This window comes from Pseudomonas sp. GM17 (assembly GCF_000282175.2).
Classification (GTDB): Bacteria; Pseudomonadota; Gammaproteobacteria; order Pseudomonadales; family Pseudomonadaceae; genus Aquipseudomonas; species Aquipseudomonas chlororaphis.
In genome coordinates, this window is record NZ_CP124732.1 from 5,224,403 (window position 1) to 5,249,948 (window position 25,546).

Sequence of the window (25,546 nt, forward strand, 5' to 3'; positions counted from 1 at the left end):
GGTTCTTGAAGTTATGGAACCGATTCTCGTACGGCTTTTTCCGGGGTTCCAATATAGAATTGGTCTGGCTCGATACCTTGAAGGTATCCAACCTTTGCCCGCGGAGGCCTTATGGAACTGCGTCATCTGCGTTACTTCCAGGTGCTGGGCCAGACCCTCAACTTCACCAAGGCCGCCGAGCGCCTGCACATCGCCCAGCCGCCCCTGAGCCGGCAGATCCAGCAACTGGAAGAAGAACTCGGGGTGTTGTTGCTGGAGCGCGGCCGGCCGTTGCGCCTGACCGAAGCCGGGCGCTTTTTCTATGAGCATTCCAGCGTGCTGCTGGAGCAACTGGCCAAGGTCTGCGACAACACCCGGCGCATCGGCCACGGCGAAAAGACCTGGCTCGGCATCGGCTTTGCCCCCTCGACCCTGTACGGCCTGCTGCCGGAACTGATCCGCCGCCTGCGCAGCCACGAGACCCTGGCCCTGGAACTGGGGCTGTCGGAAATGACCACCCTGCAACAGGTGGAAGCGCTCAAGGCCGGGCGCATCGATATCGGCTTCGGGCGGATCCGCATCGACGACCCGGCCATCGTGCAGAAGGTGCAGACCGAGGATCGCCTGGTGGCCGCCCTGCCCGCCGGCCATCCGCTGATCGGCCAACCGGTGAACCTCGCGCAACTGGCCGACGAGCCTTTCGTGCTCTACCCCGGCAACCCGCGCCCGAGCTACGCCGACCATGTGATCGCGCTGTTCAACACCCACGGCCTGAACATCCGCATCGTGCAGTGGACCAACGAACTGCAGACCGCCATCGGCCTGGTGGGCGCCGGCATCGGCATCACCCTGGTGCCGGCCTCGGTGCAATTGCTGCACCGCGACGACATCGGCTTCAGCCCGCTGCTGGAAGCCAACGCCACCTCGCCGATCATCATCAGCCGGCGGGTCGGCGATGTGTCGGCGGGGCTCAGCCACTGCTTGCGGATGATCGACGAACTGCGCGCCGAACACCCCGACGCCTGAGTCCTATCCCCCCGACGCGCAGCCGGTTCGCGGCTGCGCCAACCGCCCCATGACGCCGTAGCGCCTGCAGAAAAGGGATACAGGTCTGCACGCAACGGATAGTCCCCGCCCTCCCCCCGCCCCTAGCCTGCCGGGCAGTGAACTGCTTTCCATAACAATAAGAGTAAAAGCAATGAAACCTGCAAAGCCCCTCGCCGTGCTGGCCGCAAGCTCGGTGTGCCTGAGTGCGCCCCTTCCCCTGTTGGCCGATGAAGGCGGTTTTATCAAGGACGCCACCGCCACCCTCCAGGCCCGCAACTACTTCTTCAGCCGCGACTATTCGGATATCCGCGGCCCCGAGCAGTCCATGGCCCAGGAATGGGCCCAGGGCTTTATCCTCAACTTCAAATCCGGCTATACCCCGGGCCTCGTCGGCGTCGGCGTGGATGCCATCGGCACCCTGGGGCTCAAGCTCGACAGCGGCAAGGGCCGGGTCAATACCGGCCTGCTGCCGGTGCAGAGCGACGGCGAGGCCGCCGACGACTACAGCCGCCTCGGCCTGGCACTGAAACTGCGCCTGGCGAAAAGCGAACTGCGCATCGGCGAACTGCAACCCAACCTGCCGGTGCTCAGCTTCAGCGATATCCGCCTGCTGCCGCCGACCTACCAGGGCGCAAGCATCGTCTCCAACGACATCGACGGCCTGACCCTGCAAGGCGGCCACCTGCGCTCCACCAGCCTGCGCAACGAGGCCGGCGAGAGCGATCTGCAAGCCATGCTTGGCCACGTGCCGAAACGCGCGGTCAGCAGCGACGCCTTCAACTACGCCGGCGCCGACTACGCCTTCAACAACAAACGCACCAGCGTCAGCGCCTGGTACGGCCAGCTGGAAGACATCTACCACCAGCGCTTCCTCGGCCTGAAACACAGCCAGCCGGTCGGCAGCTGGACCCTCGGCGCCAACCTCGGCTACTACAACAGCGTGGAAGACGGCCAACAGCTGCTCGGCGCCATCGACAACCAGGCGTTTTTCTCGCTGCTGTCGGCCAAGCGCGGCGGCCACACCTTCTACCTCGGCTACCAAGGCATGTTCGGCGACAGCGCCTTCCCCCGGGTCTTCGCCAACATCACCCCCCTGGGCAACGAAGTGCCCACCTACGAATTCGCCTACACCGACGAACGCTCCTGGCAACTGCGCTACGACTACGACTTCGCCGCCAGCGGCCTGCCAGGCCTGGTCACCACCGTGCGCTACATCCGCGGCGACAACGTCGATACCGGCATGGGTTACGAGGGCAAGGACTGGGAGCGCGATCTGGATATCGGTTATGTGGTGCAGTCAGGGCCGCTGGGCGGGTTGGGGATCAAGGTACGCAATGTGGTGGCGCGGTCGAACTATCGGACCGATATCAATGAGAACCGGTTGTTGCTGAGTTATAGCTGGAAGTTGTTTTAAGGCAGGATGGCGAGCGCGATATTGGATATCGCGCTCAGCCTGAGAGGACCGGATTAGTGATTATCCCCTTCACTTGGCAATGTACTTGTCCTGCGTCTTGATGAAGTCGTCGAACGCCTTGGAGTTATAGATAGCGAGGCAGGCAGCCTGAACTCCCCCCAACGCTGCTCCTATCAGCAGGAAACCTCAACGAAAGTGTCGATAAAGTACTACCGGCCTCTGCATTACGCCAAAACGCTCCTTGTATTTAGGGTTTCCTCTGCATTCCTGATACCCGATATTTGCATAGGCATCCAACTGACTCTGAATTCGATCAGCAGCAGCGACTTGATTTGCCTTGTCAAGAGCGCATTTTGCCGTGTAGGGACTAGAGTTACGGATACGGCTGTTGATCATGACCTCCTCCACGCTCCCGCCTGCGCCCATCACCGCATCGTAGGAGGGGATCCATGTCTTGTTGAGCCAGCGTTCGATAATGTAGCGCTGAACATCGCGTAGCCACAGGGCGGCCCGTATCCAATGGCGGAAAATTTGCCAATCTTCCAACGTTGTTGCTTTCTTACCTTGGCGGCCGAAGCAATATTTCTTGTTCGCACCGTAGTTGGAATGACCGAACGCTATGCCGTTTAGATCAAAGGCGATTTCCTTTTTTGGATGAGCGCAGACTCCACCATTAGCCCGAATATAATCAAAATTTATGCCACGCAGTGCAAAGAACCGATCTGCTTCGGGAGCCAGGGTGCGATGCTGCTCCTTGAGGTAATCCATCAGCTCGATCAGAGCACTGCTGTCCGTGTGATTGACTCCAACACCTCCGATTGCGTAACTCATCAGGTGCTTGCCGTCATTCCCCTTGCCGGATCCAGCCCACTTTTTTTCTCAGGGTCACCGGGCAGACCAGCCAAGGGGGTCCCCCCCCCAAGCCGCTGCTCCCGTCATAAGCGTCAAGGCAGCCAGTCCTGCAGTCGTTTCCTTCTTCGTAGGGTCGTAATCCTTCACCCATTTTTCAACCAGAGAAACTGGCAATGCTTCTCCATAGAAGGCTTCATGATCTTCTGCAGTACTCGACCAATTTCCTGCATCGAGAATCGCTTGAAAGTCCGCATCCGACAATGTTAAGAACATCATAAAGCCCCCCGACAGGTTACATGAACAGTGACCTTGATCACCAACGGCGCAATAGAATATTCATGCTGTAATTGGAAGAAACTTCAAGACAAAGGCATATAATTTTTTGCTATTCCAACCATTTCGGAAACGAGCGCCTACACGAAAACGTCTGGCCATCCAGTAGATGACATCTCCTCATTTGACGCTGGCAAACTATTAAGCTACTAGCTAGACTTGTTGACTGATCAATAGAGGTTTGGGCTGCCCTTTATTAGATTTCTTCCGCATTAAAGTGCGCCCACGTCAAAAATCCTTATATCCCAGATGCAAAGCCAATTCAACAGACTTCATGCGCGAGTGTTAATAACAAGAATCAGCCCACAGACTCGATTACCATTGGTCTAATTCCCCCTACAGTCGCAGTCCACCCTCTACAATAAAAGACAGGGCTGTTTCAACCTGAAACACAACAACAATCTTAGCAGGCTAATATCATGCCAGAAAGCACATTCGAGCATCCTCTTTTTGGTGAAATTCAATTTAGGACTTTAAATCTGGAGTGGAAAAGAGGGGACAAAATAATATTCCTGAGTGGATTCAACATTGACGAGGTGGAGCCGCTAATTATACCTCAGTTGAAAAGTATTCCCGGCGCTGCACAAGGGAAACTAAAAGTACATAAGCGCGCTCATGCCCAACTGCTAAAAGCATTCATCCTAATTGAAAACTACGATCTCCTGCATCATGTTAAGACTTGCGCAGGCACCCTCAATCTTCGCTTAAGAAAACCCACAAGCGGTGCACTAAGCAAAATCCCCTCTAATCACGCCTTCGGAATTGCCATAGACCTTAATGAAGAGGACCCGGGATATGGTGACTCTGTTGCCCCACTCGCACCGATTTTTCAGTCGCTCGGCTTCACTTGGGGAAAATCGTTTAACGACCCCATGCATTTCGAAGTTAATCGCTTCTTAAGCCAAGAGGAGTTGGATACATATATGGGCTGATGAAACTGTCGAATTTCGAAATAAATGCGAAAAAACCGAAATTAATGTGCCTCGTAAGCTCAAAGGTTGCGAACAGGCTAAAGAAAACCCATCGCTCTTACGTCTGGGGTTACGCCACCAGCCCGTTTTGCAAGACTCGGCAGTGGCTTACGACTTCAGCCTCAGCCGCGCCGGTCCAAACTCATGAAGCGATGGAGTCTGCGGCGCACTTTACTGAGACTCTGGAGCAGAGTCTTTCGGTATCTGCAATGTCGTCGTATTACTTGGAATATTCTCCAACACAATTGGAGTTGCAGAGCTTTTTGACTTCAATACTGTATTGCCCCTCACTTTCCCTGCTGTATCACTCACAGTCTCATTTAGGAGCGCAACGATTCCTCCTCTCGTACAGGTATACGTATACTTGTCCAACTCTCTGATTGCTTGGTCTAAGGTGAGAATACTGTTGGGCGCAACAACATCCGGGGCCGCGTCCAACTTCTTGAAGATAATTACCTCCTGCTGAGATTGATTTGCCCGCACCAGCGACTCCAAGGTATTCAAATCAGCAGAAAACAAGAATGCCTCGTTGTACGAGTCGAAGCTGGCACTTCCAAAGCTAAAAATAGCACCAGTCGCTGCAATTGAGCCTGCGCTGGCCTCAGCAAGTCCCATTAATGAACTAGTTAAACCCGATGTGAGATTGGCTTCTTTTTGATAGAAGCCTCGATGGGCTTGCGTATGCTTCATCGTAAGAAAGTAGTCCTCACAGAGAAGACCTGAGTAGGTGAGCCCTGAGTCGACAAAGTGATAAATAGCCGACTTCTTAGCAACAGGATCTTTAGCTCTGAGAACCTCCCGGTAAGCATCAACCCACCGCTGAGCTGTTTCTCTCAACATTGTCGTATCTTCTGTTCCTGGGTCCGTTCCTCCCTTCTTTAGCTCACCCTGGATAACTGGATTTCTTACGCTGTATGGGGTTTCAATCAGAGAGCATCCACCCAAGCTAAACGCTATGGAAATGACGCCTGCTAATCCACGATACATAGCAACCTCCTTGCTGCTCATTGACGAGATGGCATGCAGCCACTATAAAATCTAGCACACCAATTCCAGACGGTCACAGATCCTCTATGTGTCCTCTGAGATTGTTCTGTATCTGTCAGCCGAACAGTCCGCGTATACCCAATAGCGATGCAGACCGGATAGAAAATGTGAAATTAAATGTGCAACTTTATGCTGACAACCACGCTGAAATGCCTGTGCCAGAGCGGTTTCAAGACACAGAAAAATGTGAAGTTTGAGCTCAGCCGCTCTCACACTTCTTAAGTGGTAGCTACCGTCATCTCACCCTAGCGAGGTAAGAAGAGAGTGCTATTCATCGGCGTCCCAGCCACCGCCTCAGAAACATCTTCACGCTATCCCGCTGCTGGCCGACCATCTGCCCCAGGATCTGCCAAGTCACCTTCTGATAATGCGCAAAGCAGATAGTTAGCGGCCTCTGAGACCTCTTGGTCAGCAGGAGAGTAAATCCGGTTATCCAAGTAATCAGCCAATGCAGCTCCCAACCAGTAGGGTAGAAGATCCGGAGACTCAGCTATTCAGCTCTTGGACAGATTCACTTTCCTGCAGCAACGTACGAAGCGATTTGGCCAATCCTGTAACTGGACTGCCCCCGCTCCGGTAGACACATATATATACATTGGAAAGGATGGAAGCTGGACCAACTACCCTTACCCCCAAAAAACTCTAGAAGCTCACGTCAAGAATTAGGACCGCCCCATGATCGACTTCAACAACAAAGGCTTCTTCAAGCTCAAGCAAAACGACGAATACGCCGAACGGGTCAGCGACCTATTGCTGGAAGGTGAGCAGGTGATCGACTCGTATAAAGCCATGCGCGACGGCGTGGTGTTTACCAACAAGCGCATCATCGCGGTCAACGTGCAGGGCATCACCGGCAGCAAGAAGGACTTCACTTCCCTGCCCTACAAAAACATCGTCGCCTACTCGGTGGAAACCTCCGGCACCTTCGACCTGGACTCCGAGCTGGAGATCTACTTTTCGTCGCTGGGCAAGGTGAAATTCGAGTTCACCGGCAAGACCTCGATGGTCGAAATCTCGAAGTACATCTCCAGGCATCTGCTGGGTTAATCGGCGCTCAGCCCCAACAATACCTCCAACACATGCTGGGTCGAGCGCTCCACTTCACCATCCCTATGGGCAATGCCCAACTGCCGCCACAGCGGCGGTTGCAATGGGCGCATGGTGATTCGCGGATCGGGTAGCGGTGTGGCAGCTTCGTGGGGCAGCAAGGTGGCGCCATAACCGGCGGCCACCAGGCTCTTGATGGCGTCGTTGTAGTTGAGCTGGATGCGCGCCGTGGGCTGCTGCCCGCCGTTGGCGAACCACTCCGACGTCAGGCGCGACAGTCGGGTGCTGCGGTCGTTGAGGATCAAGGGTTGCTCGGCCAGCCACTGCGGGGTGATCGGGTCCGGGCATTGCCAGCGGGCCGGCAGGAAGGCCATCACCGGGTCCTTGCGCCAGGGCTCGATGCGCAAACCCTTGACCAGGGTTTGCGGCAAGGCCACCAGGCCGATGTCCAGCGAGCCTTCGGCGAGCTTCTTCAAACTCTCCTGGGAGGTCAGCACCGCCACCTGCACGTCGATCCCCGGATGCCGCTGGCCGAGGGTTTCCAGGGCCTGGGGCAGCAGTTGGGCGATGGCGCCGGTGGACGCCCCCAGGCGCACCCGCCCGGCCAGGCCCAGGACCTGACGCTGCACATCCTCCAGCGCCTGCTCGGCATCGGCCAACAACCGCCGCGCGCGCTCCACCAGGGTTTCGCCAATGGCCGAGGGCTGCACCCGGCCGCGGGTGCGCGACAACAGTGAGCCACCGACCCGCGCCTCCAGGTCGGCGATATGCAGGCTGACCGTGGGCGGCGCCAGATTCAGCGCCCGGGCCGCTTCGGCAAAGGAACCGAGGTCGACGATCGCCACCAGAGTGCGCAACCGGTCGAGGCTGATTTCGCGCATGGGTCGCTCCAGATTCAGAAAAACTGAAGCTTAGCGTTATTAAATTCAACTTTCTCTATTTCAGCTTCAGCCGGAAGATTTGCCCAACTCCTCCGGCTTGCGAGCACACAGCATGAACACACCCCTCGTCTTTATCGACGGCGACCAAGGCACCACCGGCTTGCAGATCCACCAACGCCTGCGCGGGCGCAGCGACCTGCGACTGCTGACCCTGGCCGCCGACCAACGCAAAGACCCGCACCGTCGCGCCGAAGCCATCAACGCCTGCGACATCGCCCTGCTCTGCCTGCCCGACGACGCTGCCCGCGACGCGGTCGCCAGCATCCGCAACCCGGCCGTGCGGGTGATCGACGCCAGCTCCGCCCACCGCACCCACCCCGACTGGACCTACGGCTTCGCGCAAATGCACCCGCAACAGGCGCAACGCATCGCCACCTCCAAACGCGTGAGCAACCCCGGCTGCTACCCCACCGGCGCCATCGGCCTGCTGCGCCCCTTGCTGCAAGCCGGGCTGCTGCCGCAGGACTACCCGATCAGCATCAACGCCATCTCCGGCTACTCCGGCGGCGGCCGCGCCGCGGTCCAAGCCCACGAAGGCCCGGATGCCTCTAACACCGCCCCCTTCCAGATCTACGGCCTGGGCCTGGCGCACAAACACGTACCGGAAATCCAGCAACACAGCGGCCTGAGCGAACGGCCCCTGTTCGTCCCGGCTTATGGAGCGTTTCGCCAGGGCATTGTGCTGACCGTGCCGCTGCAATTGCGGCTGCTTGCGCCTGGGGTGGATGCGGCAAGGATCCATGCCTGCCTGGAGCAGCATTACGCCGATAGTGGGTGTGTGCAGGTGATGTCGATGCAACAGGCGCATGAACTTGCCGGGCTTGATCCGCAGGCTTTGAATGACACGGACGAGATGCGGTTGATGGTGTTTGAGGGTGAGGGGCAAGTGTTGTTGGCGGCGGTGTTCGACAATCTGGGCAAAGGCGCCGCCGGGGCGGCGGTGGAGAACTTGGGGTTGATGATTATGGGGGGGCAGTAGGTCGAGGTTAGAGACTTAAGGTCGATTAAGGGGCTGCCTTAATCCTCTTTTGGCCAGAGGTAGCCATTCAGAAATATGCCAAATCGCTGCTTCACTTTTTTGTCACTTCTCACGGAGATAAATAGATTGTGATGGTCATTCTAGAGCCTCACTTTCGGCACCCAATTCATTCTGCTCATCAAAAGTATCGTCATCTGGATGACTAACATGTGGATTCCGACCGAGTAGAGTGTTCCGGAAACGACGTATTGATGAAGCCAACCATTCATTTTCAGGAAAGCCTTCGCTTCTAAGGAACCCTTGAGTCATTCCTAGTACCGCACCCGAATCGAACATTTGATCAAGAGTTTCTAAGTCAATGATCACATTAGGAGGATTTAACAGAGCGGCGATTGTAGAGATTGCACTCATGCTATCTAGCTGTGCGGTCAGAGATTGTTTGAGTGCATCATCCCAGAAGTCACAATTTAGTATGCAATAAATCGCCTCAGTGTCCGGAAGTTTACGAATCGCGACACCAGAAATTACGGCAGCATAATAGCGCGGAAGCTCTAAATCTCGAAGCTCTCTGGTTTCCTCAAGACTAAAAATCAACTCACCATGGTTTTGCTGATTATATGACGTCAACCCGTGGGCAAAGAGGTGTTTTCTGAGTATCCAAGGAACAATGAGTAGATCCTCGCTCTCTATCAACGACTGCACAATGGCTTTCACCCGTACTTTGGCATTTGGCGTGGTTTGTGCAAATCTCCAAAGTATCGCGCCTGCATCATCGACGACACTGCCTGTATTCTCCTCACCTAAAATCCAGTCGTGAGCACGAATCAATGAGCGGGAAATTGCCACCCAAAAAATTTGGTCTCCAGACTTCGATAAAATCGGAAAAATATCGCCAATACGGTCGACAAGTTGATCAAACTGCCCGGAATCTTGCAGCGCTTTCAAGACACTTAGCATCTCGTCTACGCTGTTAAGCGACCATACTTTTTCAATGTCGGCTTTGGACATCATTCCAGGCGGATTACCTAAGTAAAGCAACCTAATCAGGTTTCTGCGTTTCGTAATTCTGTCACTATTATCAGCCATTGTAGAGACTGTTCGATTTTCACCGAAGCGAGGAAACAATAATCTAAGCATATCTGCGTAGCTTTCTTCTATGGTTCCAAGCACATCGTTTAGCGTTTCAGCGGTGTTGTTATTAGACCTCATCCACTGTTGCTGCCTAAGCATTTCTGGAACACCTGGATCATCCACAAGCCTCTGAACGCGATCCGCAATAAGCTGGCGAATACTTGGTGCTTTGGTGACCAACCAACTGTATGCGAGGACATCATATGGACAAACTTCATCATGGACGATTTCCTCCAACACAGAATAAGCGCCAATCAATCGCTTTATTTCTCGTGGTGTCCGCACAACGCGAAGTAATTGTTCATAGATTTCGACTTGATGAGGGCGATCTGCTGTCGGCAACTCAACTCGGTTGCATTGTATAGCGTTGAGTAGGAGTGCCTTTGCATCCTCTTTGAACAGTGGCCGCAGAGGGATCGGAAATTGGACAATTTTTTCTAAGTAGCTTTCTCCAGTTTTGCGCCGCTCCTCAGAACTGCTGCCTCGTCCTAAAGCTTGAGCTACACGATCCGGATCGTAGGCAACTAAGTAAGAGATGCCCTTGATGTCCCCTACCGCTTTGACGAGTTGTGCAATCGCGCGCACCTCCTCATCCTCCACTCGATCCAGTTCATCAATCAGAACAACAACGGCAACATTGACCTCAGCAAGCTTGTTCTCAAGAGACTTGCGCTCTTGCATCGCAGTCAGATCTTTGGGTTTGATCAACGTACCAACGGCTTTTACTAGCCACTTTTTCCAGAATGCCGTAGCTGCCCCGTTCCCAATCAGAACGTCTATGACCGCCGCACTCCCCGCTCCGACAAATTCTATCGACGCTTTGTAACGTTCAAGGTGTCCCCGCAGGCTTCGAACCTTCTCACTTGAGCTTTGACCGAGTGCTTCTCGCAAACTATTGAAGTAGGCTTGCACTAGCTCATCGCGACCTTTAAACAGCCATGGGTTCAAAGTTGCTATGACCACATGCCCCATGCCTTTAAGCTCTTCACCAAGCAAGTTAAGGACGCTGGATTTGCCTAATCCCCACTCACCTGTTAGCCCCACAACATATCCAGTCGCTTTGCGTGACAAGACGCTACCGTCCTCGCTGTATTCCGTATGGACAAGCGTTTTTACAAGGCTCGCAATGAATGGGCCTCGCTCTAAAGCGTCGGCTTCTGAGTTGTCAATCGCTCGATCTTGTCTTGCTAGAAAGTGAATATTTTCCACACCCAAGATTATCTTTCCTTCTTCCAACGGTTCAGTTTTTTAGATGCTGGATGGTGTCGACAAAAATGTAGGTGAATGCCTTAATAAGCCCCATTTTCATGTGAATAACCCCAGATAGTGTAGGCGCTCAATGACCTTCTCTGGGTGAAATCAGACCTAGGCCGACAGTCCGCTTTTTGCTGTGGACTCAACCGGTCGACGCAACATATCTAAATTCTGTGTAAGCAGAAGGAGTGTTGCGTCGACCGGTTGAATCCACAGCCGATAGCTGCCTGTCTCGAAGGACTGCAATCGCCCCTCGAGAAACTGAATCAGCTCTCAGCGGAAGTGATTGAATCCGCAGCAGCTTCAGCAGCCAGCTTCAACCGCTCGGCTTTACTAATGTATTTAGGCTTTTTCGGTGCCAGCTTGGCACTGGCCTTTTTGGCTTTGGCCTTGAACAACTGCTGCAGTTTTTTTGGCGGTTCATATTTTCTACTCGGCTTGTAAATTCTTGAATGAGACAGAGAGTTGCGACGTGGCCTAGGGGTGATTTACCAGGGCAGTGGCTAGGTTGATGAGTTCGCGATATCAACGAAGCCGTTGGCCGAAAACTGTCTCATCACACGCTTAAAAAACGTCGCTGATCGTCCAAGGATAAGCGACGTTTTACAGGGGACACATCATAAAGCTTTAACTCAAAGTCAACTCGCTTCCCCCAACCCCAAACACACATCATCAATCACCGCCTTCCCCATCTCCGCCAGAAAATGCGCAGCCCAGGCATAACGCTCGCCCTGCTCTTCCATGGCCGCGTCCAGCGCAAGCTTCTTGGCGTAGTACAGCAGGGTCGAAGCGTGCTCCAGCGCTTGCTGCAAGGGCACGTCGGCGTTGATGCGGAACAAGGTCTGTTCGGGATCGGCGCAACTGCCGAAGGTGACGAAACCCAGGGTTTTGACAGGGGTTGGAGTGCTCATAGGTCACCTCCTGCGACAGCCAGGAAGCGGGTGTTTTTGAGCAGGGAAACACGAGACAAAAAACAGCGAAGTCCAGACAGATTACGGGCGTGCATGATGGGAACTCCCATATCGAAGTGAGAGCTGCCGTATTCGTTCTCAGGCGAATGGGTGGCAGCTGTGCGCAGGCTGAGAAACCGGAGATACGGGAATCCGGCAGACCCGAAGGTCTCCCACGCACAGCCGCCATGACACGAGTTGGCGGGCACAAAAAAATGCGCCTGCAATCGTGGGCGGGCGCTTGTGCGCCTGCATCTTACCGGGTTCTCAGGCCCGGTCGCTGTTTTTGCAGCGACAGGGAGAGACTAGGTTTGCCGCCGCAAAGGAACAACCACCAAACCGTCGCCGTTTATGTCCATCCCCCGCCCCTCAAACGCCCTCACTCTTCCCCTGCCAACATCGGTACGCCCGCTAAGCCCGCATCCGCTGCGCCACGCTCTTTCACTCGGACAAAAAAACGCCTCCCCACAGGAAGGCGTTTCAGCTTTTGCAGCAACATCGAGTGGCAACTTGCTGGTTATTGATCGTCCTTTTTCGTCGACGACTGCGCCCCGTATTCCCTGTCTTCTTCGGCGTTGGGCGCTTCAGGCAGGCTGCCCGGGGTGAACATATGGGTCTGCAGGTCGCTGGCATCGATGTCGACCACACCATGCACCCCACGGGTCAGGCTGACGGCCTGTTCGCATTGTTTGTGGGTGGCGAGCCGGCCGCTCAAGGCGACCGTGCCGGCATGGGTCTTGATATGGATAGGCAGGCCGCGGGTCGACTCGGCGAAGGTCAGGGCCGACCTCACCTTGGTGGTGATCCACGCGTCGTGCATGATCGTTTCCAGGCCCTGGGAGTAATGCTGGAAGGAATGAAGTTTCATGGCGGGACCCTCTCGCGTAATCAACTGGGCATCCCGTCCCATTGGTTGGACAGCCCTCTACCTGGCGGGTGAGCGTGATAGGTAACAGATGGGCGTAGCGGTACTCGCCAGGCAAATGAGGGCACTTGTTAATTATAGTTCGGGGGTTGGATATGCTCAGTGGGCGTGCACGAGGGCTCCCGATGGTGGCCGAGGTATTGCAGTTGAAAAATGCCTTAACGGCTACACGACAAGCTCGACGTAGTTCGACTCCCCTCCTCCAGTCGCACCCGACAACCAACCCCATACGAAAGACAGAGTGGTACGTCCTGCTTGATCAACGCCTACCGTGCCACGCGACCAGCCGGCAAGCATCTCGCCATCCGTAGTTAAGCACTGATAAAGAAGCTCAATGGTATCGGGGCCCGTCACGCGCCCGACTTGATTACCCATGCGGATCCGCCCGCCTTGGTAAGTGCTGAAAATGGCACCTTCCTCGACATGGTAATGAAATATCGTGCCTGCGCCGGATAGCCCTTGGGTGTTGTTCGCGACTATGAAGCGACGATTGTTCAAACGCTCGCTGACTTGAGAAAAGGGAGTTTCCATAAATGTCGCGTCCTGTTAGTCGAGATGGTCCATTCCAGCCTTCGATGATCCTAAGCCATGTGAGCGGCTCTCTCCGATGACTTTTTCTACAATCAGGTCAATTACGCATCAATCGCTCGGCAAACTCAGGACTACAACCGAAGGGAAGAAGTCGGTATGTCTTCACTCCATCCAGGCAAACAAAAAACGCCTCCCCACAGGAAGGCGTTACGGACTTACAGAAACACTCAGCAGTAAATAAGCCCCCTGCTCCAGCCCCCGACCTGAACAATCAGGCCGAGGGCTTTCACTTCCAAATCTCGAAGGCACCCTGCTCCTCACCTCAAATCGAACCGATCCAGATTCATCACCTTGACCCAGGCCGCGACGAAGTCCTTCACGAACTGCTCCTGCGCGTCCGCGCTGGCATAGACCTCGGCCAATGCCCGCAGTTGGGCGTTGGAGCCGAAGACCAGGTCGACCCGGGTGCCGGTCCATTTGACCTGGCCGGTCTTGCGGTCGCGGGCTTCGAACTCTTGCTGGGCGTCGGACAGCGGTTTCCATTCCACGCCCATGTCCAGCAGGTTGACGAAGAAGTCGTTGCTCAGCGCCCCCGGGCGCATGGTGAAGACGCCGTGGGGGGTGTGGCCGACGTTGATGTCGAGCACGCGCAGGCCGCCGATCAGCGCGGTCATTTCCGGCGCGGTGAGGGTCAACAGTTGGGCCTTGTCCACCAGCAAAGCCTCGGCGGGTACGCGGTAGTGGTCCTTGAGGTAGTTGCGAAAGCCATCGGCGATGGGTTCGAGGTGAGCGAAGGAGTGGACGTCCGTCTGTTCCTGAGTCGCATCCGTGCGGCCCGGGGTGAACGGCACGGTGATATTGAACCCGGCATTTTTCGCCGCCAGTTCGATACCGGCGCTGCCGGCCAGCACGATCAGGTCGGCCAGGGAGATTTTCTTGCCGCCGGTTTGCGCGCTGTTGAAATCGCGCTGAATGTCTTCCAGGGTTTGCAGCACCGTCGCCAGTTGCGCCGGCTGGTTGACCAGCCAGTCCTTTTGTGGGGCCAGCCGCAGACGCCCGCCATTGGCGCCGCCGCGTTTGTCGGAGCCACGGAAGCTGGAGGCCGCCGCCCAGGCGGTCGACACCAACTGGGACACCGACAGGCCCGAGGCCAGCAGCTTGCTCTTGAGGGTGGCGACATCGCCGTGGTTGACCAGGGGGTGGTCGACCGCGGGGACCGGGTCTTGCCACAGTAGTTCCTCGTTGGGCAGTTCCGGGCCCAGGTAGCGCGAGAGCGGGCCCATGTCGCGGTGGATCAGCTTGAACCAGGCGCGGGCGAAGGCATCGGCCAGCTGATCGGGGTTCGCCAGGAAGCGTCGCGAGATCGGCTCGTAGATCGGGTCGAAGCGCAGCGACAGGTCGGTGGTCAGCATGGTCGGGTTGCGCCGCTTGGAGGGGTCGTGGGCATCGGGGATGATGCCGGCGCCGGCGCCACCTTTGGGCGTCCACTGGTGCGCGCCCGCCGGGCTCTTGGTCAGTTCCCACTCGAAGCCGAACAGGTTTTCCAGGTAGTTGTTGCTCCAGCGGGTGGGCGTGGTGGTCCAGGTCACTTCCAGGCCGCTGGTGATGGTGTCCGCGCCCTTGCCGCTGCCGAAGGTGCTCTTCCAGCCCAGGCCCTGCAGTTCCAGGCCGGCGGCTTCGGGTTCGGCGCCGACATTGTCGGCGGGGCCGGCACCGTGGGTCTTGCCGAAGGCGTGGCCGCCGGCGATCAGGGCCACGGTTTCTTCGTCGTTCATCGCCATGCGGGCGAAGGTTTCGCGGATATCTACCCCGGCGGCCACCGGGTCCGGGTTGCCCTCGGGGCCTTCGGGGTTCACATAGATCAAGCCCATCTGCACCGCGGCCAGGGGGGGTTCCAGGTTGCGCCCCTGGTCGGTGCGGCTTTCTTCATTGCCAGGCTCGGCCACCAGCTGGCCCCCGCCGGGTTCTTGCATGGCGGCTTTATCCGGTTTGCCATAGCGGGTGTCGCCGCCCAGCCATTTGTTTTCCGAGCCCCAATAGACGTCTTCGTCCGGCTCCCAGGCGTCCGGGCGACCGCCGGAAAAACCGAAGGTCTTGAAGCCCATGGATTCCAGGGCGACGTTGCCGGTAAGCACGATCAGGTCGGCCCAGGAGATGTTGCGGCCGTACTTCTGTTTGATCGGCCACAGCAGCCGGCGCGCCTTATCGAGACTGACGTTGTCCGGCCAGCTGTTGAGCGGGGCGAAACGCTGCTGGCCGGAACCGGCGCCGCCACGGCCGTCACCGACGCGGTAGGTCCCGGCGCTGTGCCAGGCCATGCGGATGAACAGCGGCCCATAGTGGCCGAAGTCGGCGGGCCACCAGTCCTGGGAGTCGGTCATCAGCGCATGCAGGTCTTGTTTCAGGGCCTGGAAATCCAGGCGCTTGAAGGCTTCGGCATAGTTGAAGTCCTCGCCCATGGGGTCGGACAGGGACGAGTGCTGGTGCAGGATCTTCAGGTTCAGTTGGTTCGGCCACCAGTCGCGGTTGGTTACCCCACCGCCGGCGGCGTGGTTGAACGGGCATTTCGATTCGTTTGCCATGAGGAGCTACCTTTGGTCGTATTCATCCAGCTATCCGCCCCGGATGGGCACGAAATAGCGACAGGCGAAAGCAATGACATAGGTTGCGGGGCTCACAGTTCGCTCAACTGATGGGTGTGGCCACAGGGCATGTTGCAGAGCGGCAAGCGAGTTGCCAGGACGGTGGCCCACGGTAAGCCCAGTACGCTTCTGACTCGTTCTTCGTTATCTCTTGATCAGGTCTCATCCGGCCGGCTCGCGCCAGCGCTGAATTAAGGCTAGACCCTCTGTGGCGGATCGCTAATAGCCGGACTATTGGTTGTTGATAGGGACAAACTTTTACCCGGGGCCCAAGGCCGAAGCCAATGATAGGGACAGCCCCGCGGGGCTCTGACGGCTTTTGCGACTGATGCCCCGCCCTTTTCGTCCGCCCGACGCGTACAGAGCACGGGAGAAGACCATGAACCAGCGCCCGCGTTGCACGGCCATCCACGAAGCCGGCCACGCCCTGGCCTTCTGGTGGAACGGTCAGCCGATCGCCCGCATTACCGTGCGCACCAGGGCCGAAGCCGACGCGGGTCCGATGCTCGATCGGCGGGGCAACCCGCGCTATGTAGAGGGGTTGGTGGAAGCCGATTACCTGGTCCCGCGCCCGGCCTTCGACGCCCCGGGGATCGCCGAATACCTGCCGTCGATGGTCGAGGCCATCGAACGCGACCTACTGCATTGCTTTGCCGGCCCGGTGGCCGAAGCGATCTACCGCCATGGCCGATCCGACAGGCTGATAAGAGGCAGCGGCCGCGGCGACCTGAGCCGCGCTCATGAGCTGATCAGCCTGCTGCCACCGCGCAAGCTGCTCGACGCCGAATCCCGGGCCCTGGCCCGCGCCAGTTGCCTGGTGCATCGCTACTGGCCGGCGGTCGGCGCGGTGGCGGACCTGCTGCAAGAGCGCGGCATGGTCGAGGGGGAAGCCATCACGGCGCTGTTGTGCGCGATCAACGGCGAGTCGCCGACGCCCCTCGGTAACGATCTGGCGAGCCTCGACCCGTGACGGCGTGGCGTTGAACCGCGCCCGCTTGCGCGATCCGTGAAGTCAGCCAGACTGTCTGCCAACCGCCCGCCTGGCCCGGGCGGTTTTCATCGCCATTGCCCCACCGAGATCACCATGTCGCAGTACCCAGGCGTCGACGCCGAAGGTTTTATCCAGTCCCTGCCCGACCAGCCGTTGCAACCAGCGTTCAGCCACCTGGTGGATGAGTTGCGTGCGATGCTCTCGCGGCGTTTTCCGGCGCTGCTCGATGGCCTGTACCTGTACGGCAGCGTGGCCCGTGGCGACGCGCGGCCGGGCACCTCCGACCTGGATGTGACCCTGGTCCTGGCCTGGGCACCGAGCCCCGCGGAGCGCCAGCGGCTGGAGCAGACGCGGCAGGCGCTGGAGGCGCGGCACCCGGAGGTGTCGAAGATCGATTTCGACATCGGTGTGCTCAGCGAAGTGCTGGCGCCCGACAATCGCTACCGCTGGGGTTTCTGGCTCAAGCATCAGTGCCGCTGCATCTGGGGCAATGACCTGGGGCTGCGCTTCGAACCCTTCCGTCCGAGCCGGACCATCGCCCTGGCACTGAATGGCGACTTCTCCCAAGTGCTGGAAGGCTACGCTCAGCAGCTGGAACAAAGCCGCGAACCGTTGCAGCAGCAACGCCTGCAACGGGCCGCGGCGCGCAAGGCGCTGCGCTCGGCCAACCTGCTGCGCGGCGAGCAGGAACGCGGCTGGCCGACCACCCTGGAGGAGCATGCGCAGCTGCTGACCGCGGCCGAACCAGGGATGGCCGAGTACGCCGCGTTCTTCCTCAAGCAGGCCTATGTTCCCCAGGGTTCGGTGAGTGAGTTCGTGCAGCGGTTGCGGGCCTACAGCGCGTTGCTGGTGGGGGAAAGCGCGGGGTGACGCCTGGCCGCCCTCTCCGCTCATGGCGCTGGCGTCGCTCAGGGGAACCTGATTCCGACCCGATGATGGCATTTTGACAACCTTCGACTAGGTTCACTTGAGCAGCCAGCGGGGCACCCTCACCGACCTCCATCGGCTGCATTGCCACGCCTTCCGTATCCGGTCACGGAGACCTTCGATATGCGCATCACCCTTCTGTTGAGCCTCGCCCTCCTGTCAGCCTGTTCCACCCCACACAACAGCGCGATCAAACTGCAAACCACACAAGCTCTCGACACCCAATTACTGAGCAAAGCCCGAACGGCCCCATCGCAGGCCTCAGCACAAAAGTGCGCGAATGCGTTCGATACCGAGGGTATTGAAGACGGCTATTTCAAAGTCCGGGAGCGCTGGAAACTCCTCGACTGCCTGTACAGCGATGCCAAGCCCAGAAAACTCGTGGTGCTGCTCGACGGCACGGAAAACACCAAGGAGGACAACACCAATATCTGGCGCATGTACAACCAGGCGCTCGAGCAGGCCAGGAACGGGGCCAGGGTCATTCCCTATTACGACAAGGGCGTGGCCACCAGCATTACTACTCCCTTCGGTGCCCTGTTCGGCAGCGGGGTCAGCCTGAATATCCGCCAGGCCTACCGCTTTCTGATTGAGGCTTACCGGCCCGGTGACGAGATCTATATCTTCGGTTTCAGCCGCGGCGCCTTCACCGCTCGTTCGTTGAACGGTTTTATCGAAGTCGCCGGCCTGCCCAGCAACCTGAAAGCCGATAGCCGCGACGACAGTTTCCTGTGGGGCTGGACCGGCCATATGCACGATGTGGTCGAAGACATGTACGACATCTACAAGTCGAGAAACGATGGCGTGCCTGGGTTCGACGACAAGCTGCGCAAGCTTCTGGCGCAGTACCGGCACGACAACGGCATCAGGGTCTATGGCGACACCCCCGACAAGAGCGCTGAAAAAGTCGTGGTCAAAGTCATCGGGGTATTCGACACCGTACCGGCGGTGGGCACCAATCTGAAGGAAGAGCCCGACGAACACCGCCTGGAGCTGTATGCCGAGCGCGGTTACCACGCCATGTCCCTGGACGAACAGAGGGCCTCGTTCCGCCTGCTGCGCTTCGGCATGCAGCAATCGAAATCACAGGTACTGGAAGAGGTATGGTTCGCCGGCGCACATGCCGATGTGGGGGGCGGTTACCTGAATGCCCCGGACACCGCCAAGTGCGGTGAAAGCCCGTATGCCAAGGGCGGCCAGGGGCTGGAGACCATTCCGCTGCGCTGGATGCTGAAGAACCTCGAGAGCGACGGCCTATTCGCCAACAGCACGAGCTGGCCGGCCGAGTGCATCGGCGGTCCGCTGCATGATGAATTCCACGATGCCAAATACGTGATCAGTTCCGCCTACAAGGAAGCCGGGCTGATTCGCCGCAAACCGGTGGAACGAGACAAGGTCCATGCCAGTGTGTTTCTGAGAATGGACATCCCCCAATTGAAGGCGCCTCATCCCTTGCGCGAACCCGAGGCCCGCTACGACCCGATCAACCTGGGTTACGCCAGGCGCGAGCGCTGCCAGAACGACGACCTGGAGCGCAACTACATCATTGTCGGCACCTACAAAGCCAACTGCACAACCACCAACGGCACCGTCAGGAAAGGCGCAAACAACGACGCGGTGAACGTCGAGAGTGCCCAATAAAACCACCGGACCAGGAACGGCCAGCGATTGTCCCACGCAATCGCAGCCGCTCCCCGCCACGCCTCGCTCCTACAGAAGATGTTTGCGGTCGGCTGACGCTGCCTGCGGGCTAAACCGTCGAATCCACTGCCTGCCGCCCACGCAGCTGGCTGGCCAGCGCAACAGACAACGCCATGACCACCAGCCCCGCGGCCAGGGCGAAGGTGAAGCCCATACCACTGCCGACGGCCTCGGCGCTTGCCGTGCTCAGGTCCCCTGTCACCGCGGCGAACACCGCGCCCATCAGCGAGGCGCCGGTGATCAGCCCGAGGTTGCGCGACAGGTTGAGCAGGCCGGAAATCACTCCGCGCTGTTCGGCGCCCACCTCGCTCATCACCGCGGTGTTGTTGGCGATCTGAAACGTTGCATAGCCCAGGGTGATGACAACGATGGGCGCCAGGTAGCCGCCAATGCCCAGGCTCGCCGGCAGCAACGCCAGCATCAGGCAACCGAGGACCATGGCGCCGAGACCGGCGAAGATCATCGGCCGCACGCCCAAACGATCGGCGATGCGCCCGGCCGGCACGCCGCTCAGCGCGGTGACACAGGGGCCGAGCGACATCGCCAGGCCCACCGCAAAGGTTTCCAGCCCGAGCCCGTGGGCCAGGTAGAAAGGCCCGACCACCAGCGTTGCCATCATCACCGTCGAGACCAGCGCACTCATGGCCAGGCTGCCGCTCAAGGCCGCATCGCGAAACAGCGCCAGGCGTATCAGCGGCGCGGCCACCCGCGCTTCCACCCAGACAAACAGGCTGGCCGCCATCAGCGCCGCCAACAGCAGCCCGGCGTTGAGCAGGCCGAAATGGCCGCGGCCCAGGGTCATGGCCAGCCCGTAGGCCAGCAGCGTGAGGGCCAGCAGCAAGGTGCCCAGCGGATCGAACGCGCCTCGTTCAAGGGCCCGCGCGTGACCTGCGGCCGGCAGATACCGATAAGCCAGCACCCAGGTCAGCCCGCCCAACGGCACGCAGGCCAGGAACAACGCCTGCCAGCCGAACCCGGCGATCAATCCCCCGCCCAGGGACGGGCCGAGGGCGGTGCCGATCGCCGACATCGTGCCCAGCAGGCCCATGGCGCTGCCGGTGCGGGCCTTGCTGACCGTCTCGCCAACCAGGGCCAGGGTCAGCGCCATCATGATCGCCGCGCCGACGCCCTGCAGTGCCCGGGCGCCGATCAGCATCCCCAGCGTCGGGGCAGCGGCGCAGAGCATCGAGGCCAGGGTGAACAGCAGGATCCCCACCAGCAGCAGGCGCCGCCGTCCCAACAGGTCGCCGAGCCGGCCGACACTGACGATCAGCGCGGTCATCGCCAGCAGGTAGGCAAGGACCACCCACTGCACCTGCTGGAAGCTCGCCCCGAACGCCTGCACCAGGGTCGGTAAGCCCACATTGGCGATGCTGGTGCCCAGCGATGCCAGCAACATCGACAACGACAGGCTGGCCAGCGCCCAGCCGACTGACACAACGTCCGGTTCTGTTCCGCTACTGACTGGCTTCACTCTGCACTCCCGCTCTGACCCGCGCGAAATGGCGCTGTCGCCAATCTAGCCCGCGGTCTAACATGGCGGAAGACGCAGCCTTTGCAGGTTATTCGTGCGCCTGACGCCATCTCACTTTTGTGCCAGACAGGACCGCCGCCATGTCCACACCCGATCTCAATCTGCTGATCACCCTCGACGTGCTGCTCGCCGAAGGCAGTGTGGTGCGCGCCGCCCAGCGCCTGCGGCTAAGCCCGTCGGCGATGAGCCGGGCCCTGGCGCGCCTGCGCGAAACCACCGGCGATCCGCTGCTGGTGCGCGCCGGCCGCGGCCTGGTGCCGACCCCGCGCGCCCTGGAACTGCGCGAGCGGGTCGGCCACCTGGTGCAGGACGCCGAAGCCATGTTGCGCCCCGTCGAACGGCTCGACCTGCAGCGCCTGGTGCGCACCTTCACCCTGCGCAGCAGCGACGGTTTCGTCGAGAACTTCGGCCCGGCCCTGGTCACCCGCCTGCGCGCCGAAGCCCCTGGGGTACGCCTGCATTTCATGCAGAAAACCAGCAAGGACAGCACGCCCCTGCGCGACGGCACGGTCGACCTCGACACCGGCGTGGTGGACGCCAACGCCAGCCCGGAAATCCATACCCGCGCGCTGTTCCGCGATCGTTTTATCGGCGTGGTACGCAACGGCCATCCGCTGAGCCGCGGGCCGATCAGCGCCGCCCGTTATGCCGCTGGCGAGCATGTGCTGGTATCGCGCCTGGGCCCAGGTCGCGGGCTGGTGGACGATGCGTTGCAGGCGGCGGGCCTGACGCGCGATATCGCCACTGTCGTTGGCGGTTTCTCCGCCGCCCTGGCCCTGGTCCGCGCCTCGGACCTGATCGCCGCCGTCCCCGAGCGCCACACCCACAACCTGCGCAGCGGCCTGCACAGCTTCGCCCTGCCGCTGGCCACGCCGGAAATCACCGTGTCCATGCTCTGGCATCCACGCATGAACAGCGACCCGGCGCATCGCTGGTTGCGCGAGTGCGTGCGGGAGGTGTGTGGAAAGTGAGGTAAAAAACACGGGGACGGATGATCCAAGGCCGTCATCGGGCGCTTTGCGCCATGCTCACCATGGGCGTGCAGGAAGGATCGCGGTAAAAAGCGCTTCAACGATTTCACTACCACTGGAATGACTCTTGTGAACAAGAAAATAGCCACGACGGCTGCCACTCCTGTCAGCCTGGTCGACTTGCTCCGCGGCACCCGGACTATCGACCCCCTGCGACAGTCCATCGGCATGAAGTGGTCGAGCTTCGAACGTTATGGCGCGGCCTTCCAACCGGTATTCGATGGTGCCAAGGCAATCACCCTGAGCAGAGCGGATGTGTTCAGTGCATTCCAGCAGGATCCCCATCTGGGGGCCCTGAGCGCTATCGCCTGGGGCTTCCCGCGTGGCGGGCTGCCGGGCGGCAGAACACTTCAACACGCACTGAACGCTCTCCCGTTCATCCTCGAGCAGATTGGCCCAGGCGCCACCTTGAACGACGAGCTATACGAGCAGGTCAACTCACTGCCCAACGTCAAGAACGGCATCACCACCAAGTTGCTGCACTTTGGCGGTATCACGACCAGCGAAGGCCATAGGGCACAGATATACGACTCGAGAATACATAAGTACCTCACTCGGACAAGGCCGCAGGAATATGCGTCCCTGACAGCGAAAATGGCCACTTACCGATACGTTCCAACGCCCTCTCAATACCTTGAATACCTGCGAATCACTGAGCAGGTGGCACTTGAGGTCGGGTACAGCGACCCGTCTCGAGTAGAAATCTTCATGTTCAGCAATGCACCTGAGACACGCAAAGCCCGGCACGGAGCCGAGCCCTGATTCGCGGTGCCTTTCACAGTGGTTCGCGAATCACCGCCCTGGCACATTTGCGCTAATCGACCACCCTCCCCCAGCACCACGGTTTTGCGGCGCGAAGGAAGCGGCCAGGGCTCGCCGAACCGCCCTGTCACGCCTCGGGCATGACCGCCGGCGCAGAATGCTGGCGCAGCGCCCGCAAGCTGCCGCGCAGTTCGGCCGGGCGCACCGGCTTGGACAGGATGGCGATATTGCGGTCGTGCAACGCGGCCTGGATCTTCTCCACCTCATGCCCGGTGAGGATCAGCGCCGGCACCGCCCAGCCGCGCTGCCGGCGCAGGCTGTCGATGCACTCGATGCCCGTGGCGTGGTTGCCCAGGTCATAGTCGGCGACGATGACGTCGCAGTCGCTGACCAGATCCTTACCGCAAAGCTCGGCCTGGACCACGCAGCCCCAGCGCTCCAGCAAGGCCGAGGTGGCCAGCAGCACGTTGCGATCATCCTCCACCAGGCACACTTTCAATCCGGTCAGCAGCCCCGCCTGCCGCGCCTCGTCGAGGCTGGCGGCTTGCAGCTGCGGTGGCGCCAGGGGCAACCCGTACAGGCTCACCGCCGTGCCGTGGCCCAGCCGCGAACGGATCGCCACCTCGAGCCCCATCAACTGCCCCAGGCGCTTGACGATGGACAGGCCCAGGCCCACGCCTTCGACGTCCTTGTCCCGTAGCTCGCGCACGCGATAGAACTCCTCGAACAGGTTCGGCAGGTGTTCCTCGGCAATCCCCCGGCCCTGGTCATAGATGACGATGGCCAGCCCCGCGCCCCGCTGGCGCACGCCAATCAGCACCGGTCGCCGCGCCGCGTACTTGAAGCAGTTGGACAGCACGTTCTGGACCATGGTGGTGAGCAGCGCCGGGTCCGCCCGGACCCAGTGCGAACAGGGGCGCAGGCGCAGCTCGACCCCGGCCCAGCGTGCGGCTTCGGCGTTCTGCCGCATCTGGTCGGCGAGGAATTCGCCCAGGTGCAGGGTCTGGAAACGGGGTTGCACCCGCCCGTTGTCGAGGGTGTAGAGGTCGAGAATCGAGCGGAACAATTGCGAGACGTTGAGCAGCGAGCGGTCGATGTTATCCACCAGGCGCCGCTCTTCGTCGCCCAGGCGCGCCTCGCGCAGGCAGGCGGTGAACAGGCCGATGGAGTGGATCGGCTGGCGCAGGTCGTGGCTGGCCTGGGCGAGAAAACGCGACTTTTCCAGGTTGGCGGCAATCGCCTCTTCCGAAGCCTTGCGCGTGCGCTCCAGCAAGATATGGGCGTAGACCGGGATCACCGTGCTGGTGATCAGCAGCATCAGCACCATGAAGGGTTGCGCCTGCCACAGCGGCGTCAGGCGATAGACCACCAACAGCGCCATTAGCGCCAGGGCCGTGGCAATCGCCAGGTAGCGCGAGCCATAGCGCATGCCGTTGCCCAGGTTGACCCAGACCATCACCGCGTACAGCGGCAACGCCGCCTCCCCGCCGACCACCAGGCCGAACGAGGTGCCGGTGTAATCGTGGATCATGCTCAGGATCCTTCGCGCCGGATAATGCCCGGGCCAGTGCACGATGGCCTGGCGCAGGACGATCGACAGCAGCAGGAACAGGACGATATAGATCACGATCGGCAGGTAGGTATCGACCCGCTGCCCGGGCAGGAAACCCAGCACGCCGATATAGGCCACGGCACAGGAACCGACAATAATGCGCAGGTTGGCCTGGTCGAGCTCGGTGTTTTTCTCGAATTTCATGGGGAACATCCTTGTGCGCCAGTCGTCGTACTCGACACGAACCACAGGCAGTTGCCTGGCCCGCTGCTAAAGTAGCTGCCTCAAGGAAAGCTCGACCCAAGGAGAGTCACCCCATGGCATGCCGGATTATCATAGCCGACGATCACCCGCTGTTTCGCGAGGGCATGTTGCGCACGGTCCAGCGCCTGCTGCCGGATGCACTGATCGAACAGGCCGGCGACCTGGACAGGGTACTCGCCCTGACCCGGGCCGGTGACGAACTGGACACGCTGATCCTCGACCTGCGTTTTCCAGGCCTGACCTGCGTCAGCCAGCTGGCCGAACTGCGCAAGCAATTGCCGCGCACCACCCTGATCGTGGTGTCGATGGTCGATGACCAGACGCTGATCGGCGAGGTCATGGCCGCCGGCGTCGACGGCTTTATCGGCAAGAACATCGCCCCGGACGAGATCGGCCAGGCGGTCCTGGCCATTCGCCAAGGCGAAGTGCTGGTCAAGTTCGCCCCTTCCGGCCTGCTGCCGCTGGGCACCGGCGCCACCCTGACCGCGCGCCAGCACGAGGTGCTGCGCCTGATCGCCCAGGGCAAGACCAACAAGGAAATCGCCCGCGAACTGGAGATCTCGCCCTTCACCGTGCGCATCCATGTGTCGTCGCTGCTGCGTATCCTCAACGTGCCGTCGCGGGCCGCGGCGGCGGTGAAATACTCAGGGGGGCTGTAGCCCGGCTCGTCGCCTGCCAGCGCGTGGCCGCCAGGGTCGGCCGATAATAGGTGGGTTCCCCTGCTGGCACGTCGTGCGCCCC

The 25,546-nt window shown here is 59.6% G+C and carries 23 protein-coding genes; 11 read left to right on the forward strand and 12 right to left on the reverse strand.

Features of this window, described 5'->3' with window-relative positions; all coding sequences use genetic code 11:
- Positions 1–111 precede the first annotated feature (111 nt).
- Both PMI20_RS23250 and PMI20_RS23255 read left to right on the forward strand, forming a co-directional pair.
- Positions 112–1,005: a LysR family transcriptional regulator gene (locus PMI20_RS23250; protein ID WP_007922466.1), complete on the forward strand. Its 894-nt coding sequence runs from the start codon at positions 112–114 to the stop codon at positions 1,003–1,005.
- Between the two features lie 172 nt (positions 1,006–1,177).
- The gene (locus PMI20_RS23255; RefSeq protein WP_007922467.1) at positions 1,178–2,440 is read left to right on the forward strand and encodes an OprD family porin; all 1,263 of its coding nucleotides are present in this window, start codon (positions 1,178–1,180) and stop codon (positions 2,438–2,440) included.
- A gap of 186 nt (positions 2,441–2,626) precedes the next feature.
- Here PMI20_RS23255 and PMI20_RS23260 read toward each other — a convergent pair whose 3' ends face one another.
- On the reverse strand, positions 2,627–3,271 hold the full coding sequence (locus PMI20_RS23260; RefSeq protein WP_007922469.1) for a hypothetical protein: 645 nt from the start codon (positions 3,269–3,271) through the stop codon (positions 2,627–2,629).
- A gap of 54 nt (positions 3,272–3,325) precedes the next feature.
- On the reverse strand, positions 3,326–3,568 hold the full coding sequence (locus tag PMI20_RS23265) for a hypothetical protein (protein ID WP_157173135.1): 243 nt from the start codon (positions 3,566–3,568) through the stop codon (positions 3,326–3,328).
- Positions 3,569–4,044: 476 nt separating this feature from the next.
- On the opposite strand from PMI20_RS23265, the gene PMI20_RS23270 reads away from it, so the two are divergent.
- Positions 4,045–4,557: a M15 family metallopeptidase gene (locus tag PMI20_RS23270; RefSeq protein WP_007922476.1), complete on the forward strand. Its 513-nt coding sequence runs from the start codon at positions 4,045–4,047 to the stop codon at positions 4,555–4,557.
- 210 nt (positions 4,558–4,767) lie between these two features.
- Here the strand turns inward: PMI20_RS23270 and PMI20_RS23275 are convergent, their stop codons facing one another.
- A complete protein-coding gene (locus PMI20_RS23275) occupies positions 4,768–5,583 on the reverse strand; it encodes a hypothetical protein (RefSeq protein WP_007922477.1) in 816 nt (271 codons plus the stop codon).
- 735 nt (positions 5,584–6,318) lie between these two features.
- Between PMI20_RS23275 and PMI20_RS23280 the strand changes: the two genes are divergently transcribed.
- The gene (locus tag PMI20_RS23280; RefSeq protein ID WP_007922478.1) at positions 6,319–6,690 is read left to right on the forward strand and encodes a PH domain-containing protein; all 372 of its coding nucleotides are present in this window, start codon (positions 6,319–6,321) and stop codon (positions 6,688–6,690) included.
- Here PMI20_RS23280 and PMI20_RS23285 read toward each other — a convergent pair.
- Entirely contained in the window at positions 6,687–7,571 is an 885-nt protein-coding gene (locus PMI20_RS23285; RefSeq protein WP_007922479.1) for a LysR family transcriptional regulator, read from the reverse strand. The genes PMI20_RS23280 and PMI20_RS23285 overlap by 4 nt on opposite strands.
- A gap of 112 nt (positions 7,572–7,683) precedes the next feature.
- Between PMI20_RS23285 and argC the strand changes: the two genes are divergently transcribed.
- The gene (gene argC, locus PMI20_RS23290) at positions 7,684–8,610 is read left to right on the forward strand and encodes an N-acetyl-gamma-glutamyl-phosphate reductase (RefSeq protein WP_007922480.1); all 927 of its coding nucleotides are present in this window, start codon (positions 7,684–7,686) and stop codon (positions 8,608–8,610) included.
- A gap of 135 nt (positions 8,611–8,745) precedes the next feature.
- Here the strand turns inward: argC and PMI20_RS23295 are convergent, their stop codons facing one another.
- The 6 genes from PMI20_RS23295 to katG all read right to left on the reverse strand — a co-directional run bounded on the left by PMI20_RS23295 (position 8,746) and on the right by katG (position 15,983).
- Complete coding sequence (locus tag PMI20_RS23295) at positions 8,746–10,950, reverse strand: KAP family NTPase (protein ID WP_157173136.1); 2,205 nt, start codon at positions 10,948–10,950, stop codon at positions 8,746–8,748.
- Between the two features lie 311 nt (positions 10,951–11,261).
- The gene (locus tag PMI20_RS23300) at positions 11,262–11,441 is read right to left on the reverse strand and encodes a DUF2986 domain-containing protein (protein ID WP_081502417.1); all 180 of its coding nucleotides are present in this window, start codon (positions 11,439–11,441) and stop codon (positions 11,262–11,264) included.
- Between the two features lie 192 nt (positions 11,442–11,633).
- Positions 11,634–11,906, reverse strand: coding sequence for a DUF3077 domain-containing protein (locus PMI20_RS23305; RefSeq protein ID WP_007922482.1), 273 nt, complete (start codon positions 11,904–11,906; stop codon positions 11,634–11,636).
- 556 nt (positions 11,907–12,462) lie between these two features.
- Positions 12,463–12,813, reverse strand: a complete 351-nt coding sequence (locus PMI20_RS23310; protein ID WP_007922484.1) for a BON domain-containing protein — start codon at positions 12,811–12,813, stop codon at positions 12,463–12,465.
- Positions 12,814–13,035: 222 nt separating this feature from the next.
- Positions 13,036–13,401, reverse strand: coding sequence for an avidin-fold protein (locus tag PMI20_RS23315; RefSeq protein WP_007922486.1), 366 nt, complete (start codon positions 13,399–13,401; stop codon positions 13,036–13,038).
- A 317-nt stretch (positions 13,402–13,718) separates the two neighbouring features.
- Positions 13,719–15,983 (reverse strand): catalase/peroxidase HPI, encoded by a 2,265-nt coding sequence (katG, locus tag PMI20_RS23320; protein ID WP_007922488.1) that lies wholly within the window; start codon positions 15,981–15,983, stop codon positions 13,719–13,721.
- 439 nt (positions 15,984–16,422) lie between these two features.
- On the opposite strand from katG, the gene PMI20_RS23325 reads away from it, so the two are divergent.
- The 3 genes from PMI20_RS23325 to PMI20_RS23335 all read left to right on the forward strand — a co-directional run bounded on the left by PMI20_RS23325 (position 16,423) and on the right by PMI20_RS23335 (position 19,602).
- A complete protein-coding gene (locus PMI20_RS23325) occupies positions 16,423–17,013 on the forward strand; it encodes a hypothetical protein (protein ID WP_007922490.1) in 591 nt (196 codons plus the stop codon).
- A 114-nt stretch (positions 17,014–17,127) separates the two neighbouring features.
- Positions 17,128–17,904, forward strand: a complete 777-nt coding sequence (locus tag PMI20_RS23330) for a nucleotidyltransferase domain-containing protein (RefSeq protein WP_284169400.1) — start codon at positions 17,128–17,130, stop codon at positions 17,902–17,904.
- A 180-nt stretch (positions 17,905–18,084) separates the two neighbouring features.
- Positions 18,085–19,602 carry a T6SS phospholipase effector Tle1-like catalytic domain-containing protein gene (locus PMI20_RS23335; RefSeq protein WP_007927909.1) on the forward strand — a complete coding sequence of 506 codons (1,518 nt, stop codon included), beginning with the start codon at positions 18,085–18,087 and terminating at the stop codon, positions 19,600–19,602.
- A 109-nt stretch (positions 19,603–19,711) separates the two neighbouring features.
- Here PMI20_RS23335 and PMI20_RS23340 read toward each other — a convergent pair whose 3' ends face one another.
- Entirely contained in the window at positions 19,712–21,136 is a 1,425-nt protein-coding gene (locus tag PMI20_RS23340) for an MFS transporter (protein ID WP_007927907.1), read from the reverse strand.
- Positions 21,137–21,276: 140 nt separating this feature from the next.
- Between PMI20_RS23340 and PMI20_RS23345 the strand changes: the two genes are divergently transcribed.
- Positions 21,277–22,167 carry a LysR family transcriptional regulator gene (locus tag PMI20_RS23345; RefSeq protein WP_007927905.1) on the forward strand — a complete coding sequence of 297 codons (891 nt, stop codon included), beginning with the start codon at positions 21,277–21,279 and terminating at the stop codon, positions 22,165–22,167.
- A gap of 120 nt (positions 22,168–22,287) precedes the next feature.
- Positions 22,288–22,989, forward strand: a complete 702-nt coding sequence (locus tag PMI20_RS23350; RefSeq protein ID WP_007927903.1) for an 8-oxoguanine DNA glycosylase OGG fold protein — start codon at positions 22,288–22,290, stop codon at positions 22,987–22,989.
- 127 nt (positions 22,990–23,116) lie between these two features.
- Here the strand turns inward: PMI20_RS23350 and PMI20_RS23355 are convergent, their stop codons facing one another.
- Positions 23,117–24,745 (reverse strand): ATP-binding response regulator, encoded by a 1,629-nt coding sequence (locus tag PMI20_RS23355; RefSeq protein WP_007927902.1) that lies wholly within the window; start codon positions 24,743–24,745, stop codon positions 23,117–23,119.
- 113 nt (positions 24,746–24,858) lie between these two features.
- Here PMI20_RS23355 and PMI20_RS23360 point away from each other — a divergent pair, with 113 nt between their 5' ends.
- Positions 24,859–25,464 (forward strand): LuxR C-terminal-related transcriptional regulator, encoded by a 606-nt coding sequence (locus tag PMI20_RS23360; protein WP_007927901.1) that lies wholly within the window; start codon positions 24,859–24,861, stop codon positions 25,462–25,464.
- Positions 25,465–25,546 lie beyond the last annotated feature (82 nt).